Annotated in this window: 16 protein-coding genes; 8 read left to right on the top strand and 8 right to left on the bottom strand. The window is 58.8% G+C overall.

Going from position 1 to position 15,735, the window contains the following annotated elements:
* The first annotated feature begins 4 nt into the window (after positions 1-4).
* The gene (locus DX908_RS15510) at positions 5-502 is read left to right on the top strand and encodes a hypothetical protein (RefSeq protein ID WP_116393392.1); all 498 of its coding nucleotides are present in this window, start codon (positions 5-7) and stop codon (positions 500-502) included.
* A gap of 90 nt (positions 503-592) precedes the next feature.
* Here DX908_RS15510 and DX908_RS15505 read toward each other — a convergent pair whose 3' ends face one another.
* The 5 genes from DX908_RS15505 to DX908_RS16905 all read right to left on the bottom strand — a co-directional run bounded on the left by DX908_RS15505 (position 593) and on the right by DX908_RS16905 (position 6,342).
* Positions 593-1,753, bottom strand: a complete 1,161-nt coding sequence (locus tag DX908_RS15505; RefSeq protein ID WP_116393391.1) for a slipin family protein — start codon at positions 1,751-1,753, stop codon at positions 593-595.
* Between the two features lie 811 nt (positions 1,754-2,564).
* Positions 2,565-4,424 carry a calcium-binding protein gene (locus tag DX908_RS15490; protein ID WP_116393390.1) on the bottom strand — a complete coding sequence of 620 codons (1,860 nt, stop codon included), beginning with the start codon at positions 4,422-4,424 and terminating at the stop codon, positions 2,565-2,567.
* A gap of 145 nt (positions 4,425-4,569) precedes the next feature.
* The gene (locus DX908_RS15485) at positions 4,570-5,097 is read right to left on the bottom strand and encodes a penta-EF hand family protein (protein WP_116393389.1); all 528 of its coding nucleotides are present in this window, start codon (positions 5,095-5,097) and stop codon (positions 4,570-4,572) included.
* A 247-nt stretch (positions 5,098-5,344) separates the two neighbouring features.
* Positions 5,345-5,767 carry a nucleoside-diphosphate kinase gene (gene ndk, locus DX908_RS15480; protein WP_116393388.1) on the bottom strand — a complete coding sequence of 141 codons (423 nt, stop codon included), beginning with the start codon at positions 5,765-5,767 and terminating at the stop codon, positions 5,345-5,347.
* 95 nt (positions 5,768-5,862) lie between these two features.
* Entirely contained in the window at positions 5,863-6,342 is a 480-nt protein-coding gene (locus DX908_RS16905) for a phage tail protein (RefSeq protein WP_199564778.1), read from the bottom strand.
* Between the two features lie 160 nt (positions 6,343-6,502).
* Here DX908_RS16905 and DX908_RS15470 point away from each other — a divergent pair, with 160 nt between their 5' ends.
* The 6 genes from DX908_RS15470 (at position 6,503) to DX908_RS15445 (ending at position 11,100) form a co-directional block, all read left to right on the top strand.
* Positions 6,503-6,829 carry an ArsR/SmtB family transcription factor gene (locus DX908_RS15470; RefSeq protein WP_116393387.1) on the top strand — a complete coding sequence of 109 codons (327 nt, stop codon included), beginning with the start codon at positions 6,503-6,505 and terminating at the stop codon, positions 6,827-6,829.
* Positions 6,826-7,383 carry an SRPBCC family protein gene (locus tag DX908_RS15465; protein ID WP_116393386.1) on the top strand — a complete coding sequence of 186 codons (558 nt, stop codon included), beginning with the start codon at positions 6,826-6,828 and terminating at the stop codon, positions 7,381-7,383. The genes DX908_RS15470 and DX908_RS15465 overlap by 4 nt, the downstream gene beginning before the upstream one ends.
* 61 nt (positions 7,384-7,444) lie before the next feature.
* On the top strand, positions 7,445-7,831 hold the full coding sequence (locus tag DX908_RS15460) for a DUF4870 family protein (RefSeq protein WP_116393494.1): 387 nt from the start codon (positions 7,445-7,447) through the stop codon (positions 7,829-7,831).
* 65 nt (positions 7,832-7,896) lie between these two features.
* Complete coding sequence (locus DX908_RS15455; RefSeq protein WP_116393385.1) at positions 7,897-8,901, top strand: cupin-like domain-containing protein; 1,005 nt, start codon at positions 7,897-7,899, stop codon at positions 8,899-8,901.
* A gap of 45 nt (positions 8,902-8,946) precedes the next feature.
* Positions 8,947-10,848, top strand: coding sequence for an ABC-F family ATP-binding cassette domain-containing protein (locus DX908_RS15450; protein WP_116393384.1), 1,902 nt, complete (start codon positions 8,947-8,949; stop codon positions 10,846-10,848).
* Between the two features lie 69 nt (positions 10,849-10,917).
* On the top strand, positions 10,918-11,100 hold the full coding sequence (locus DX908_RS15445; RefSeq protein ID WP_116393383.1) for a hypothetical protein: 183 nt from the start codon (positions 10,918-10,920) through the stop codon (positions 11,098-11,100).
* A gap of 68 nt (positions 11,101-11,168) precedes the next feature.
* On the opposite strand, the gene DX908_RS15440 is transcribed toward DX908_RS15445, so the two are convergent.
* Positions 11,169-12,149, bottom strand: a complete 981-nt coding sequence (locus tag DX908_RS15440) for a hypothetical protein (RefSeq protein WP_147303834.1) — start codon at positions 12,147-12,149, stop codon at positions 11,169-11,171.
* Between the two features lie 143 nt (positions 12,150-12,292).
* On the opposite strand from DX908_RS15440, the gene DX908_RS15435 reads away from it, so the two are divergent.
* A complete protein-coding gene (locus DX908_RS15435) occupies positions 12,293-13,669 on the top strand; it encodes a cytochrome P450 (RefSeq protein WP_116393381.1) in 1,377 nt (458 codons plus the stop codon).
* On the opposite strand, the gene DX908_RS15430 is transcribed toward DX908_RS15435, so the two are convergent.
* Together DX908_RS15430 and DX908_RS15425 are read right to left on the bottom strand one after the other, a co-directional pair.
* Complete coding sequence (locus DX908_RS15430) at positions 13,666-14,358, bottom strand: ABC transporter ATP-binding protein (RefSeq protein ID WP_116393380.1); 693 nt, start codon at positions 14,356-14,358, stop codon at positions 13,666-13,668. The two genes, DX908_RS15435 and DX908_RS15430, sit on opposite strands and share 4 nt — an antisense overlap.
* A complete protein-coding gene (locus DX908_RS15425; protein ID WP_116393379.1) occupies positions 14,351-15,652 on the bottom strand; it encodes a lipoprotein-releasing ABC transporter permease subunit in 1,302 nt (433 codons plus the stop codon). The genes DX908_RS15430 and DX908_RS15425 overlap by 8 nt, the downstream gene beginning before the upstream one ends.
* Positions 15,653-15,735: the final 83 nt, after the last annotated feature.

The raw sequence follows: 15,735 nt of genomic DNA, 5'->3' as shown, positions 1-15,735 counted from the left end.
GAGTATGCGTCACATGACTTTCACCAGAGGGACCATCGCGCTCTCAACCTTCGTCCTACTCTCTGGCTGTTACTCCATGGAAAGCCAGTACCGGCCTAGAGAATCCGCCGATCAGCCAAAGACCGGCTATTTCGAAACCCAGCGGCCGGACGGCACCTATGAGCTGAGCGTGGTTGCGGCCGTCCGCTCACGGTCGGTTGCGGTCTCTGAGCCGATGGAGCTGTGGGAACGCCGGGCCGAGGAGCTTTGCGGGCATGATGAATATACCATGCGGATCTTCCACACCTATGGCGCTGCCGGCAGTGACGGGCTCGGCTCCCGCGTCGGCAGCTATGTGCTGAATGGCCTTCTCAATTGTGACGGGGATGAAAGCGCTCTCACCCGCATGACCGACGCCAGCGACACCGTCGAAGAGCACGAAGATATCCTTCCGGAAACGGATGAAGCCGACATGGATGATCTTGACGAGGTCGAGGATACCGAGACCGACACGTCGCTCTAGGCTGACTTTCACGCGGCGGGTTTTCATTGCTTCCAACAAAAAAAGGCTGCCACCGCCCCGCATCGCGCGGATTGGTGACAGCCTTTGAAGTCAGCGGGCCTCCGCCTCTCCCCGCGGGGAAAGCGAGACCAGCCGGTCGACAATGGCGTTAAGGCCATCACCGCCCGTATGAACATCCATGCGGCCGATTTTCTCGGTCACACGTTCCAGCGCTTCGAGCTCTTTGAGCCGCAGAAGCGTCGGGTTGTCCTCCATCAGCCTTGCCGTGTTCAGAAGCGACCGCGTGGCCGCCACTTCTTCTCGGCGCCGGATGACATTGGCCTGAGCGGTTTTTTCCGCTTCGACCACTTTGTTGATCAGGGCCCGCATTTCCCCCGGCAGGATCACGTCCTTGATGCCGAGTTCAGCGATATCGACCCCGATGTCGCCAAGCTCGCGGGTCACATGGGCCCCGATCTCGGCGTCAACTTTCTCACGGTCGTTCAGCACCTCGTCGAGGGTCCGCCCGCCAACAGCTTCGCGCACGGCGAACTGGACGAGCTTGTAGACGTGTGCGTTATAGTCCGGCACGGAAAGAACAGCTTTCGCTGCTTCCCGTACACGAACGAACGCCGTGAGGGTGACACGCAGGGAAACCCTGTCTTTCGTCAGGATCTCCTGCGCCGTGACTTCGAGCGGGACCGAGCGGGTATCGACAGTCCGTGCCGAGACATGCCGGCCAACCTGCCAGAAACCGTAACGGCCCGGACCGAGCGTCTCGGCCAGCTCGCCGTCAAAGAAGACGAGCCCGACTTCGGACGCCCCGACGGACACGGTCGCGATCGCTTTGCCGGAAACCCGGGTCGGCATGACCGCTTTTTCGTATGCCGTCAGTTCCGCCTTTGTCAGCATCGGATTGGCCTCGACGTCGATACGAGTCACCTCGACCGTATCAAGACCTTTCCAGAAATGAACTGTCTGGCCCGGATGAACGACCATCGACGGACGGCCGTCAAGTTTGACGACAGCCACCTCGCCTTCGCGAACGCGCACGGTCTCGAGCACCCGGCCTGCCAGTTCCGGGTGGCGCTTTTCCATCAGATCAGCCCACGGACTTGTGAATTGTCCGCGCGCGTCAAAAAGCTCGCATGTCATTCGTCCGGCGATATCCCAGAAGCGATATCTGCCCGGTTCAAGAACATTCAGAAGGCGGCCATCCCGGATGAGGAGGCCGCGCTGGTTTTCGGCAACCACAACGCTTTTAAACAACATCGTGAAGCCCTCCTCTCAATAAACCAGAGCCCTATGCCCCGGCGGGACAGGGCACGTAGTCGGATGATTTCTACATTGCAATCTAATTTCATATGAAAGTTTCACGACACGGAGAGACTGTGTCATTTTTACCGCTTGAGAGAAGAGAGACAGGTTTGGCGGGGACCGTTTGCCTGTCTGCCGCGCGGATGAGCGCATAGGCCGATCGCTTCTCGCCTCATTTATTCGTCCACAGACAGAAAGGCCGCATGACCAATCTCTGGAAGACGAATGCCTGTGGCGCATCGCCATGGCCGCCGCACCCATACAGGGCGGGCAGAAAGGTGCTTCAGAGAATGGCGCCGCAGATTTCAGGCCCTAAAGGCCGTCTTCCCGCTTTGCCGCCCTCTTCGGCGGAACGGCCCCCGCCTCCCCATCAGGAAGTTGGCGTGACAGGCCAATTTTGGAGCGGGGATCGAACCCGCAACACCTAGATTATGAGTCTAGTGCTCTACCCTTGAGCTATCCATGTAAAACCAGGAGGACTCGAACCCCCAATCTCTCGCCCTCAGGACGAGTGCCTTTTCCGATTTGGCTATGGTCTTGGCATTCATTGCCGTGGAACGCAGGGTCCGAGACGGGCTGCACCGGCGGGGTCTCAGGAGCCCCAACCATACGACAAGTGAACGCGAGAGCAGATGGATACTCTTTCTGCCGTTGTCCAGAATTCGGACAAAGAAAATCTGGCTTTACTTCGTGCTGTTGCCGATCCGCAACAATCTCGTGATGCTATTTGTACTGACCTTTGACATGCATCGGCACGCAATCGAGCCTAATCACCGACGAGATAATCATTCCCGTCACTGCCGATAATATAGTCATTCCCCTCGCCGCCAATGATCACGTCATTGCCGTCATCGCCAACGAGCAGATCATCCCCTTCATTGCCGTGAAGGACGTCATCCCCATCATCGCCAAAAAAGCGGTCTTCTCCTTGCCCGCCCAAGAGAGTGTCGTCGCCCTCGCCAAGCTCTGCGAGAATTCGCAAGCTGCTGCCGATGGCACTAAGGACATCATGACTGCCTGTATCACCACTTGCGCTGATCGACAGGGTCTCGATGTTTTCGAAGGCGATGGGCGGCAATTCATCGCTCCAGATGACCAACCCATCGCTTATCGTGATATCTAAACCGAGATCCGTATACTGTCCTTCCAGAACGAGGTGATCCTGTCCTTCCCCGCCATTGAGGACATTCACATCGCCAACACGCTCATAGATGACATCATCGCCGCCGCCGGCCAGAATGGTGTCGTTGCCAAATCCCCCATCGAAACTTTCATCCCCGTCAGCACCAGTCCCCACATCATCGCCATCACCGAGCACCATTGAAAAGCCGAGAATTTCGGACGATCCATCAATCACATCATCACCAGATGTGCCGCGCAGCAAAAGATAGTCGGGAGATTGCATCGCCGCCGCACCGGTATAATCGATCAGTATCCGCTCGAATTCATTAATCTGAAGAAAGCCGCCAAGTGACGTCTCAAAGAGGACGGACGCAGGATCATTGGTGTTGTCGCGTAACCCGCCAAAAAGCTGGCTGGAAATAATGTGAAGGAAATCATGGCCGCCCCCGCCATTGAACGTCCCCAGCTGATTTGGGCTGACAGTGACTTCATCATCCCCATCGCCGCCATAGAGAAGAATTCTCCGCTCGGCGAATTCGCGCGCATCCCAGATATCTGCCTCGTCACCACCAAGGAGCAAGGCGCTTGTCGGCACGGTTGCAAAACCGGGCTCATGCCGAAACAGGAATTTTTCAATCGAACGGAAAGTTGCCTCAATCTTTCCACCTTGCGTCGTATAGGTCAGAATGACCTCTTCGGATGGGTCGGCTTCGTTTGAGATAAAGATCTGTGGCAGGAAGAATTCATCCGTGGTGACACTGTCTGCACCGTCACCGCCTTCGATCGTATCCGCACCGATGGTGAAGAGCATGATTTCGTCATTGCCGTCGCCGCCACGGACCAGATCATCGCCATCACCGGGGAGAAGTATGTCGTCACCGCTCCCGCCATCGAGAATGTCATCACCGGCGTCACCGCTCAGCTCATCATTACCCGCAAACCCGTTGAGGTTATCCTCGCCGGTACCGCCCGCTATCTCATTATCCTTATCAAGATTATTGAGGAAGGATGACGGCGTCTCATAATTACCAAGCAGGGTCAGGTATTCTGTAATGCTGGTACCGTTCCCGTCGGCTCCTGCATCGGTTCCGCCCGACAGGATAAAATCCCGCAATCCCCCAACACCAAGAAGATGAGCGCCCGCGATCATGCCTGACTTGGTCAGGGTCACGCCATTGAGCGTTTGCTGATCATAAAATTCGAGGTCGTTGAAACGGATCCGTGCCCAGAGGAGTGAGAACCATTCCTCGGCCGCCAGGTCCTGTGCGGATGGGCTGTCGAGGAAATCCTCGACACTGAAGACATCATATTTCCCGGTGAATGTTCCGTTGAAGTCATTATCGAAAGGCGAGCCGTCATTGTAGACAAAGCCCAGATCAACAAGAGCTGCCTCTCCGAACTGATAGGCGCCCAGATAACCGCCTGTACTGATAACGCTGTAATCGCCGCTCGACTCACGTTGCCGCAGCGCTTCGAAGAATTCCTCGTAAGTGCCAGTAAACATGCCGAGCCAACCTCATCTTCCGTGTCCCGGGCGAACGATCACACTATAGCAAAAGTTGTCCAGGCGGATAGGCACAAGAAAAAGGCGCATCGTGGGGCAACGATACGCCTTGCTCAATCACATCCCCTTGAAGGGAACGGACGAATTACCCCCGCGGCTGGGCCGGGCGCGCCATGGCGGAGGCAAAGCGTTCAAGCTCGTGACTTTTCAGCGTGCCGTCACGATTGGTATCGGCCTTGTCCATCATCGAGAGACGATAGGCGGTGAAGCCCTCTTCACTCATCTCGCCATTATCGGCGAACTGATGGAAAGCCCGGCGGGCAACGGCATCGATCGAGCCGCGCTCTGTGTGGCTGACTTCCTCCGGTGTGCCGTCCGGCAGGCGGATCTGCATCTCGCTCTCGCCTTCGATGGTCACCGTGCGGTTGAAGCGGGCAAGCTCTGCCAGGACCAGCGCGTGGCCGGCGAACTCATCGGCGTCTAGCGTGCCCGAGCGGTCAATATCGACCTTGGCGAAGAGCGCCTTGGCGTCAGTTTCAATGTCGGTCGCCGTCACAGAAGTCGCGGCCACACCGAATGCGTGGTTGAACGCGCCTTTCATCGGGCTGGCGGTCGTTGCGGCACCAATCAGCAGCGCGGTGGCGGCGAGGCCGGCAGGAACAAACTTTTTCATGGTCAGGGCTCCTTCCCTTCGATGATCAAAAGATAGTTCGCTTCCCGGGACATCAATGTGACAGGGATCACATGCATTAAGGTTTTCTCGTGGAATCTGCGCCTCAGCTTAGCCCCGATTCCGTATGTATTTTGTTCTGTGCCTATTTTAACTTACTGTTTCTGCTAATTTATTTTTGAACGAACGAAAAAAGGCGCCTCAAAAGAGACGCCTTTTCCGCATTCATGAAAAATGTGTCGGAGAGCGCTTAGCCGACGATTTCGTCGTCAGAGAAGAAGAACGCGATCTCTTCCTTGGCTGTGTCCGGGCCGTCAGAGCCATGAACCGAGTTGGCTTCGATCGACTCAGCGAATTCCTTGCGGATCGTGCCCGGTGCAGCATCGGCCGGGTTGGTCGCGCCCATGATCTCACGGTTCTTCGCGATGGCGTCTTCGCCTTCGAGAACCTGAACGACGACCGGGCCGGAAATCATGAAGTTGACGAGGTCCATATAGAAAGGACGCTCGGCATGGACAGCGTAGAACTGCTTGGCCTGCTCTTCGGTCATGTGAATGCGCTTGGAAGCTACGACGCGCAGGCCGCCCTCTTCGAACTTTTCAATGATCTTGCCGGTCAGATTGCGGCGGGTGGCGTCGGGTTTGATGATGGAGAAGGTGCGTTGCAGCGCCATGGTTCGGTCTTTCCTTATTGGAGGGAGCAAAAATTTCCGCGGCGCATAACAACGGCCTGCCCCAAGAGCAAGGCAGGCCGCGCTTTTCCCTTGGGCTAATTGCGGCTCGGATAATATCCGGCCACACATATCTGATAGCCGATTGCAAGCGTTGGGGGCGCCGTCATGATCGGCGCGCCGCCGACAACGACCGGATCATTGCCGGGAGCTGTCTCAATTGAAGCGCTTGGCGGCGTGACCACTTCGGCCCCTGCCTTGCTGCCCACCCGGCGATCTGACAGGCCCGGCCCCTGCCCATAACCGACGGGGCTGCGCCCGCGCAGATCCGGCAGCGCGAATGTCGTGCGGCCATCGCCGCCATAAATCGTACCCAGAAGCGAGAAGAGCGCGGTGTTCTGGGAAATATCCATCATGCGGCCATCCGCCGGCAGCCAGTTCCGGGGCGTGAAATTCCCTGCAAACATGCCGATCTCGCCAAGGTAGCATTCCTGTGCGGAGGCGCTGGTTCCGGCCATGGCCGCCCCACCTGCCAGAAGGCCGAGTGCAACGCCTACGGATCTCTTGAGTTTCTTCATGATCTATCCCCGTGGATGAGAAGCCCGGCGAAATGCCGGCTGAGCATAGAAATTGCCATGTGTCGGGCGTGGTCACCAAGGCCTGCCGCCATTACTCAACTTATTGGTTGAGTTTATTTGTCGCTCATGTTACTCAACCACCAAGTTGAAAGAATTACTGATGTCCCTCGACAAAACCCTTGCCGCCCTCGCCGATCCGACACGGCGGGCGATGCTCGAAGACCTCAAAGGCGGCGAGCGCCGGATCACCGAACTCGCCTCTCCCTTCGACGTCTCTTTCAATGCAATCTCGAAACACGTGAAAGTGCTGGAGAGTGCCGGCCTGATCCGCAGGCGGAAAGAAGGCCGCGCGCATTTCATCTCCGCGAATCCCGATCCCATGGAAGAAGCCGCTGACTGGTTCGCAGAACAGGCAGTGTTCTGGAATGCACGGCTCAACGATCTTGAAAAAGCCCTGTTCGAAGATGATGAGGAGAAGAGAAAATGACCGGCTACGGACATATCAATGACGACAAAGCTCTCTGCTTTACCCGCATTCTGCCGGGGCCCATTGAGCGGGTATGGGCCTTCATCACCGAAGAAGACAAACGTGCAAAATGGCTGGCTGCGGGCAAAACCGGCACAGCGGCGGGCGACACAATCGAGTTTCGCTTCAATCACGACGATCTCACACCGCATAAGGAAGAAGCGCCAGAGGGCTCTTGCGGCGACGAAGGCACTGCCTTTGACGGGAAAGTCAAAGCCTTTGACCCGCCCCATCATCTTGCCTTCACCTGGCCAGAACGAAATGGCGGTGAGACATATGTCGACATCCGCCTGAGCGAAATGGAGGACGGCCGGGTACAGCTCGACCTTAAACACAGCGGTATTCTGACGAGATCTGACCTACTCGGCGCTTCAGGCGGATGGCACACACATCTCGATATTCTCGAAGCGCATCTTGCCGGGCAGATTCCAGACCCATTCTGGAGCACGCATCAGGCGAAAGAGATGGAATACGGCACCCGGTTTACCGGCCAACTCAGCGGGTTTGAAGACTGAGCGAGGCAAGGAATACCCGCCCGGCCTTGTCGTCCGGGCGGGCCGTTCCTACGTTTTTCTTATGAACGAGGTACAGACATCATCCGCCACGGGCACACCGACTTTGGTTTATGCCCTTTATTTCATCGCGCTTTTTACCGGCGTGCCGTTCTTTATCGGCGTGATTATCGCCTATCTGTCGCGTGATGGCGCGGATGCGACTTCCCGCAGCCATTATGATCACCAGATCGCGATTTTCTGGCGTGTCTTCCTGATGGGTCTCATCATCTGGATTTTCATGGGAGTTTCGGCAGTCCTCACGGTCATTCTGATCGGATTTGTCGGCCTGCTGATCGGTGGCCTTGCACTCCTTTACATATGGGTCTGGACGCTCGTCCGCTGCATTCGCGGGGTGCAGGCCTCAAGCAATGGCCAGCCCTATAATGGCCCCTTCGGCTGGGCCATCTGAGCGGGGCGCATTGCGCTCACCCCGAACGGATGCCAGTTTGCCGGCCTTGAGGAGGATCAGGGCCGGTGCAGCCAATACGGATCATTGACGCCAAAGAAGTTGCGGATTTCCGCGGCGGCATTGCGCAAGACTATCAACCCGTCATCATTCGCGGAGCCGTCGATGGGTGGGATCTCGTCAAGACAGCCAAAGCATCCTCCGCCGATGCGCTCAAAGCCCTTGCCGCTCTCGCCCCCGGGCAAGAGATCGAAGCCTTTTTCGGGGATGCATCCCTGAAAGGCCGCTTCAATTACCGGGATGATTTCTCCGGTTTCAATTTCGAGAAGCGCAAGCTGACCCTGCAGAATTACGTCAACCTCCTTCTTCATCACGAGGCGGAGGAAAACCCGCCCTCATTTTTTGCCGGAGCGGTCAGGCTGGAAGGCGGACTTGCGCCGATCAAGGAACAGCTTGTCTCGCCCTATCACGACCCGAAAGAGGACATGCTGGTCCAGATGTGGATCGGGAACCGTACACGAACGGCTGCGCATTATGATTTGCCGCAGAATTTAGCTTGCGTGATTGCGGGGCGGCGGCGCTTCACTCTTTTTCCGACCGACCAGATCGGCAATCTCTATATCGGGCCACAGGAGATGACCCCTGCAGGGCAGGCGATCAGCCTTGTCAATTTCCACGCGCCCGATCTGACCCGCTTCCCGAAATTCGCCGAGGCGCTGGAACATGCGCAATTGGGCGAGCTTGGCCCCGGTGACGCGCTTTATCTGCCCAGCATGTGGTTTCATCACGTTGAGTCGCTTGAACCCATCGGTATGATGATCAATTACTGGTGGCGCGAGGGGCCGGACCATCTCGTCACCCCGAAATTCGCGCTCTATCATGCGCTCCTCACCTTAAAGGAAATGCCTGAGACCGAGCGCCTCGCCTGGCGGGAGATCTTCGATCATTACATCTTCGGGCAGAATGGTGACCCGATGGCGCATCTGCCTGAACACGCGCGCGGCTTCTTCGGTGACCTCACCCCGGTCCAGCGCCAGCAACTCCGTCAGATGCTCGCCCGCACGCTTTCCTGACGGGGTCTTCTACCGCGGGGCAAGGCCTGCTATCGGCCCCGTTCCATGCTGCATATCAATGACCTCACCTACCGGATCGAAGGCCGGGTTTTGTTCGATCAGGCGACCGCGATGGTCGCCGATGGATGGATCGTAGGCTTCACCGGCCGCAACGGAACGGGCAAATCGACGCTCTTCCGGCTGATCCGTGACGAGATCAGTCCTGATGACGGCTCTGTCTCCATCAATCAGGGACGGCGAATTGGCGGGGTCGCACAAGAAGCGCCGGCAACGCAGGACAGCCTGCTCGACACTGTCCTCCTCGCCGATGAAGAGCGCGCTTCCCTCCTCGCCCGCGCCGAGATCGAGACCGATCCCCATGAGATCGCCAATATCCAGACGCGACTCGCCGATATCGAAGCGCATTCCGCCGAAGCGCGCGCCGCAACGGTCCTCGCCGGGCTCGGCTTCAGCGCGGCGGAGCAGAAAAAGCCCTGTGCGGAGTTTTCAGGCGGCTGGCGGATGCGCGTTGCCTTGGCGGGTGTCTTGTTCGCTAAACCCGACCTCCTCCTGCTCGATGAGCCGACCAACTATCTCGACCTTGAGGGCGCAGTGTGGCTTGAGAGCTATCTCAAGAAATATCCTTATACGGCACTGGTGATCAGCCACGACCGCGAGCTGCTCAACCGTTCGGTCAGCCACATCCTCAGCCTTGAGAATGGCAAGCTCGACATCCATCCCGGCAATTATGACAATTTCGTCCGCAAGCGCGTAGAGCAGCGCCGCCTTGCCGCCGCGCAGGCACAAAAAACCGAAGCCGCTCGCAAACACATGGAAGCTTTCGTCGAACGCTTCCGCGCCAAGGCATCAAAAGCCCGGCAGGCGCAAAGCCGCATCAAAGCGCTTGAAAAACTGGAGACTGTCGACATCCCGATCGAGGAACGCACGATCCCCTTCCAGTTCCCCGATCCCAAACCCGTGATGGCGCCGCCCATCGTGCGGCTGGAGAATGCAACCCTCGGCTATGGCGATCATGTGGTTCTCAAAAACCTCAATATACGGATCGACAATGACGACCGGATCGGCATCCTCGGCCCCAATGGCGAGGGCAAGTCAACTTTGGTCAAGGCGATTGCCGGACGTCTGGCCCCGCTCGATGGACATGTCCGCAATCACAAGAAACTCAAGATCGCCTACTTTGCCCAGCATCAGCTTGATGAGGTGAACCCCAAGGACACGCCGCTCAACCATGTCCGCGCGCTGATGCCGGATGGCACAGAGGCGCAAGTCCGCTCACGGACAGCCGCGCTCGGCTTCGGTCATGACAAGGCGGAGACCAAGGTCGAGAACCTTTCGGGCGGTGAGAAGGCGCGACTCCTCTTTGGGCTGATGGCTTTTGACGGGCCGCATATGATGATCCTCGACGAGCCGACCAACCACCTTGATATCGACAGCCGCGATGCGCTGATCGAGGCGCTGGCGCGATATCAGGGCGCAGTCCTGCTGATCACCCACGATGCGCACCTGGCGGAAGCGACCGCCGACACCTTGTGGGAAGTCCATGGCGGTTCGGTCCGTGAGCTCGATGAGGATATCGATGATTACCGCGCGCGTATCCTCGCTGCCGCCAAAAGCTCGGGCGACAGAACGCCGCCGCCCGAAGAAACAAAACCTGCCGTCAATCCGGCCGAGGCCCGCCGCCTCGCTGCTGAACGGCGAAAAGCGCTCCAACCCATGCGAGACGAAGTTCGGAAGGCCGAAAAGAGCCTCGAAGAGGTGACCGCCGAAATCGAGAAGCTCGATACCGCCCTCGCCGACCCCACGCTGTTCACGACCGATGCCGAACGAGCGGCAAAGCTCGGCCAGATGCGCGCCCGCGCAATTGAACGCCAGAGTGAGCTCGAAGAGTTGTGGCTCGAACGCTCAGAAGCCTATGAAACCGCAGTTTCGGAGGCTGGGCTCAACTGATCGGTTGAAAGATGGAACCATCTCGGAGCTGGCTCGTTCACCATGAGCGAACCTTGAAAGGAACCGACGATGTCCAAAAAAATCACTCTTGCGGCCCTCGCCGCTCTTTTCGCCCTTCCGCTCGCTGCCTGCGGCAATGACGAACCGGATGATCTCGAAGATGCCATCGATGAAGTCGGCGACGAGATGGAAGATGCTGCCGAAGATATGGCGGACGATCTGGAAGATGCGACCGACCCGGACGGCCGCTAAGCTTCCCTGAGACAACAAAAAGCCCCGCTTCGGCGGGGCTTTTTCATGTCCGGGATTTCCGCTGCGCGTCAGCTCCGCTCGAGTGCGACGCGTTTCTGTTCATAGGCCTGTTGAGCGGCCTTGTATCTCCGGTTCGCCTCATTCTCGCGATCGACCGCGTTTTCAAGCGAGAGGCGTAATCCGCCAACCCGGCTTTCAAGTTCTTCGATCTGCCGGGTGAGTTCCTGATAACGGCGTGCATTCGTCGTATCGTTACGCTGCCGGTAAAGGGCGGATGTCTGCGCCTCATTTCGGTTGATCAGATCACGGATCGACGCGACATTCGCTTTTTCGATCTGCAGATTGTTCTCGGCTTCCGAATAGTTGAACCCGATCTTATGCGTTGCATGAAGCTTGGCGTATGGCATTTGCCCCAGCGACGCCTCCGCAGCGGCGCGAATATCTTTCATGTGGCAAAGAACGCCATAGCGGCGTTCGTCAGACGAGCCGATCAGCGGCGGGAAGTTCGCGTCATCCTCCGTCGCCGGACAGGCCGGATCCATCCCGAGCGCTTTGATCTCCTGATCGATCTTATAGGCCAGCGAACCGCTATCTTCCGTCTTCGCAGAATATTTCTTTTTGGCGGCAGCGAGCCCCAGCGGCGCAGCGGGAGAGGCCATATCGACCGCACCCATCATTTCTATCAGCGCATCCATGCCGACAGCGCGGCCTTTCATCGCGGCGCGCGTGTTTTTGTAAAGACAAAGCTCCAGCCCGTGCTGACGGTTCCGGCCGGCAACCAGTTGCAGACGCTCGGAGCAGAAATCATTCATCCCTTCATACCATCCGAGCAAAGAGCATTTGCGCCGCAGCGGCGTGCCCATATTCTGGGCCTGCGCCCAAGGCACCCCGCTCAATGCGGTGTCTCGACCATTCTGGAAGGTATCAAGCTCGTTCCGGCATTCAACAAAGGGCGGCGGGTTCTGAGCCGCGGCGGATGAGACAGCGCCCATAGCGGGCAAAGCCGCTATCGCTGCCATCATGCTGAGGGTGATCCCCCGTAACCGCATGCCATGCCCCCCCTTTTGGGCCCCCGCCCGAGACTAGTTATATGGTAACCCTTCAGAACTGAAAGGTGCAAGCCAGATCAGGTTAGCCTCTGAACTTAACCACAACTATCCCTATATGTGGAATCAACATTCTGGAGGACGCCATGGAGGCCCTGACCCCCGCCATTCCCGCCGGCTTACCCGACAATACCCGCCCGATCCGGCGTATGTTCGGCATCCTTCAGAACCCGATGGCGATGTACTCGCCGACCTATTTTCGTCAGCCGGTTGTAACGGCCAGAGCCGGCACCAAGCTGTTCGCACAGATCATGGACCCGGAACTCGCGCAGCAAATTCTCCAGGATCAGGAGACCTTCGGCCGCTCGGAATATGCCGAGCGCTTCTTACGCCCCGCCCTCGGGAATGGCCTTCTGACTGCAGAAAAGGACGACTGGCGCCCCCAAAGGCGCGCTGCGAGCCCCGCTTTCCGGGCGCAGGCGCTCAACAGCCTCGTGCCGACCTTCACCACCGCGGGCCGGGAGATGGCGGCCCGCCTCGCCCGATCCGCTGGCAGCACGATTGATGTCGCGCCAGAGACGACCCTCGCCACTTTTGACGTGATCGCGCGCACACTGCTGCATGGCGGCAGCCGCATTGGCTATCAGCAGGACCGCTTTGCCGATGACATCACGCTCTTCATGTCGACCATCGGGCGGCTGTCGGTTCACGAGCTGTTCCCGTTCCTCGGCAAGATCCTGCCGCGCCGCTTTTTCATTCCGGGCTATGCCAAGGGTCAGGCCGCGATCGGCCGCTTGCGCGGATTTGCCGAGGAAATCGTCAAAACCCGACTCGAGGCGGACGAAACCGATGAGACCGACCTCATGGGGCTCCTTATCTCCGCCGAAGACCCCGAGACCGGCAACCGGCTCTCGCCTTCAGAACTCGTCGATAATGCCCTCACCTTTGTTGGCGCCGGGCATGAGACGACTGCCGTCGCCCTCTCCTGGACGTTCTACCTGATCGGCCATTCGAAGAGCCTGCAAGATGAGTTGGCCGCCGAGGTCGCAGCAGTTGCAGGCGACGAGCCGGTCACCGCCGAGCATATCGCGCAGCTCCATCTGCATGAGGCGGTGCTCAAGGAATCAATGCGCCTCTTCCCGCCCGTGCCGATCATCCCGCGCAGCGTCACGCGCGATGCCAAACTCGGCTCGATGCATGTGAAGGCAAAGGACCATATCTCCATCGGCGTCTATCCGATGCACCGGCATGAGCTGCTCTGGGAGGAGCCCGACAGCTTCATGCCCGACCGATTTGCGCAAGGGACGGACAAGGAGCGTCACCGCTATCAGTACCTGCCCTTTGGCGGGGGCCCGCGCGTCTGTATCGGGATGCGCTTTGCCCTGATGGAAGGGATTGCAATGATGGCCGAGACGATGCGGCAGGTCCGCTTCTCCGTGCCGCAGGGCTTTGTGCCTGAGCCTTACCTTGCGATCACCATGCGCCCCAAAGGCGGGATGCCGCTGAAGGTGGAACGGCGTTAAACCGTGCTCACTTCAAGCAGACCGGGCACCAGCTTACGGTTCTTGATCGTCACGACACGGTCCATATGTGAGGCAAGCCCCTGATCATGGGTGGCGATGATCGCCGCCAGCCCCTCGCCGCGGACAATGCTCATCAGGGCATCAAAGACCTTGCGTGAGGTTTCGACATCGAGATTGCCGGTCGGCTCATCGGCAAGGAGGAGGCTCGGCCGGTTGGCCAGCGCCCGCGCAATCGCGACCCGCTGTTTCTCCCCGCCCGATAGCTGCGCAGGCTGATGATCCATGCGTTCCGCAAGTCCGAGCCCTGTAAGCAGCTCACGCGAGCGCTCCGCCGCCTTGCCCGGCGGCACCCCGGCAATCCGCTGGGGGAAGCTGACATTCGCCTCGGCATTGAACTCGGGCAGCAGGTGATGGAACTGATAGACAAAGCCGATGCGGTCACGCCGTAGCGCTGTCCGCGTCTTGTCATTCACATCGCTGACATCCTCGCCATCGATATAGACGCGGCCCCCCGTCGGCGGCTCCAGCAGCCCCGCGACATGCAGGAGCGAGGACTTGCCCGAGCCTGACGGGCCCAGAAGGGCGATCATCTCACCCCGCTGGACCTCAAGATTGGCGCCATCGAGAATGACGAGGTCATCAAAGGACCGCACGATATTTTCAAGTTTCAGGACTGGCTGATCACTCATAACGCAGCGCCTCCACCGGATCGACCCGGCTGGCCCGCCATGCGGGGTAGGCGGAGAAAATGAACGACATGGCAAGCGTGAAGACAACGACGATGCCGACTTCGCGCCATTCGAACACGGCCGGAATCGAGTCGAGATAATAAAGATTGGGGTTGAAGAGCCGGAAGCCAAAGAGTGCCGAGAGCACCCGCTCGATATGCTCAAGATTGGCGATGATCAGCGCGCCGAGCCCTACCCCGGCAGCCGCCCCCGTCACCCCGATGGTCGCGCCCGTCAGCATGAACATGCGCATGACCATGCCTTCAGAGGCGCCCATCGTCCGCATGACGGCGATGTCCGAGCGCTTGTCCTTCACCAGCATGACGAGACCGGAAATGATCAGCATGGTCGCAACCAGCACAATCATCAGCATCAGGATGCGCATGATGCCGCGCTCGGTCTGGACCGCGTTGAAGATGTCCGAGTTCCGCTGACGCCAGTCATCGATGATCGCCCCCGGCCCGGCCGCCGCCCGGATACGCTCTATATACTGGTCAATCTCAAGCGGATCAGTGACGCGCAACTCGATTTCCGTAATCTCGCCTGGCTTGCGCGCAAAAAGCTGCGCCTGCTCCAGCGGCATGAAGACAAAGAGCTTGTCGTAATAGGTATTGCCGACGCTGAAGCGCGCCGCGACCTGATAGTTCTTTTGCGTCGTGGGCGGACGGCCAAATGCCGTCTCCTGCCCGCCCGCCGTGATCACCGTCACCGGATCCCCTGCGCGCACGCCAAGCTGGTTGGCGATGCGATAGCCCATGGCGATCTGGTCACCGCCCTTCCGGCCCTGCCCGAAGGTCTCAAGCGATCCATCAAGCAGACTCTGCGGCGAGGAGACTTCCTCAATCGCAAAAAGGTCATCGCGCTCGATCCCGACGATTCGCGCCGGGGCCTGCCCCCAGTCAGTCACGAAATAGGAATCGACATTCAGGATCGGTGTCACGCGCTCGACATAGGGTTCAGCGGAAAGCGCCTCGACCCGTCCCTCATATTCCGTCATCGGCAAGCCGTCTTCGGTGACATAGACATGTCCCGAGACGCTGAGGAGCTGGCTGAGCAGCATCACCCGGAAGCCCTGAAACACACTCATCACCACGATCAGCGTCGCAACCGACAGCATGATCCCGGCAAAGGCGATGATGGAAATGAGGCTGACCCCGGCGCCCTTGCGGGTCGCCCCGAGATACCGTCGGGCCACACTCCATTCGAAGCGGCCGAAGGGCCGCGCGGACCCGATTTTCGATGTTGTGGAACTCATGCTGGTGGCTTACCGCTATTTGCAACCCATCTGAAAATGACGGTCGGGACAGACGACCATGCCGCGCCCGGCCCGCCTAGAAA

The sequence above is a fragment of the Parvularcula marina genome (assembly GCF_003399445.1).
GTDB classification, from domain to species: domain Bacteria; phylum Pseudomonadota; class Alphaproteobacteria; order Caulobacterales; family Parvularculaceae; genus Parvularcula; species Parvularcula marina.
This window is presented reverse-complemented; position numbering and strand designations above follow the sequence as displayed.

Coding starts and splice junctions, on each gene's coding strand:
- DX908_RS15460 (WP_116393494.1), top strand. CDS start 7,445: ATGAACGAGGTACAGACATCATCCGCCACGGGCACACCGACTTTGGTT.
- DX908_RS16905 (WP_199564778.1), bottom strand. CDS start 6,342: ATGAAGAAACTCAAGAGATCCGTAGGCGTTGCACTCGGCCTTCTGGCA.
- DX908_RS15485 (WP_116393389.1), bottom strand. CDS start 5,097: ATGAAAAAGTTTGTTCCTGCCGGCCTCGCCGCCACCGCGCTGCTGATT.
- DX908_RS15510 (WP_116393392.1), top strand. CDS start 5: ATGCGTCACATGACTTTCACCAGAGGGACCATCGCGCTCTCAACCTTC.
- DX908_RS15440 (WP_147303834.1), bottom strand. CDS start 12,149: ATGCGGTTACGGGGGATCACCCTCAGCATGATGGCAGCGATAGCGGCT.
- ndk (WP_116393388.1), bottom strand. CDS start 5,767: ATGGCGCTGCAACGCACCTTCTCCATCATCAAACCCGACGCCACCCGC.
- DX908_RS15465 (WP_116393386.1), top strand. CDS start 6,826: ATGACCGGCTACGGACATATCAATGACGACAAAGCTCTCTGCTTTACC.
- DX908_RS15425 (WP_116393379.1), bottom strand. CDS start 15,652: ATGAGTTCCACAACATCGAAAATCGGGTCCGCGCGGCCCTTCGGCCGC.
- DX908_RS15505 (WP_116393391.1), bottom strand. CDS start 1,753: ATGTTGTTTAAAAGCGTTGTGGTTGCCGAAAACCAGCGCGGCCTCCTC.
- DX908_RS15435 (WP_116393381.1), top strand. CDS start 12,293: ATGGAGGCCCTGACCCCCGCCATTCCCGCCGGCTTACCCGACAATACC.
- DX908_RS15445 (WP_116393383.1), top strand. CDS start 10,918: ATGTCCAAAAAAATCACTCTTGCGGCCCTCGCCGCTCTTTTCGCCCTT.
- DX908_RS15430 (WP_116393380.1), bottom strand. CDS start 14,358: ATGAGTGATCAGCCAGTCCTGAAACTTGAAAATATCGTGCGGTCCTTT.
- DX908_RS15490 (WP_116393390.1), bottom strand. CDS start 4,424: ATGTTTACTGGCACTTACGAGGAATTCTTCGAAGCGCTGCGGCAACGT.
- DX908_RS15470 (WP_116393387.1), top strand. CDS start 6,503: ATGTCCCTCGACAAAACCCTTGCCGCCCTCGCCGATCCGACACGGCGG.
- DX908_RS15450 (WP_116393384.1), top strand. CDS start 8,947: ATGCTGCATATCAATGACCTCACCTACCGGATCGAAGGCCGGGTTTTG.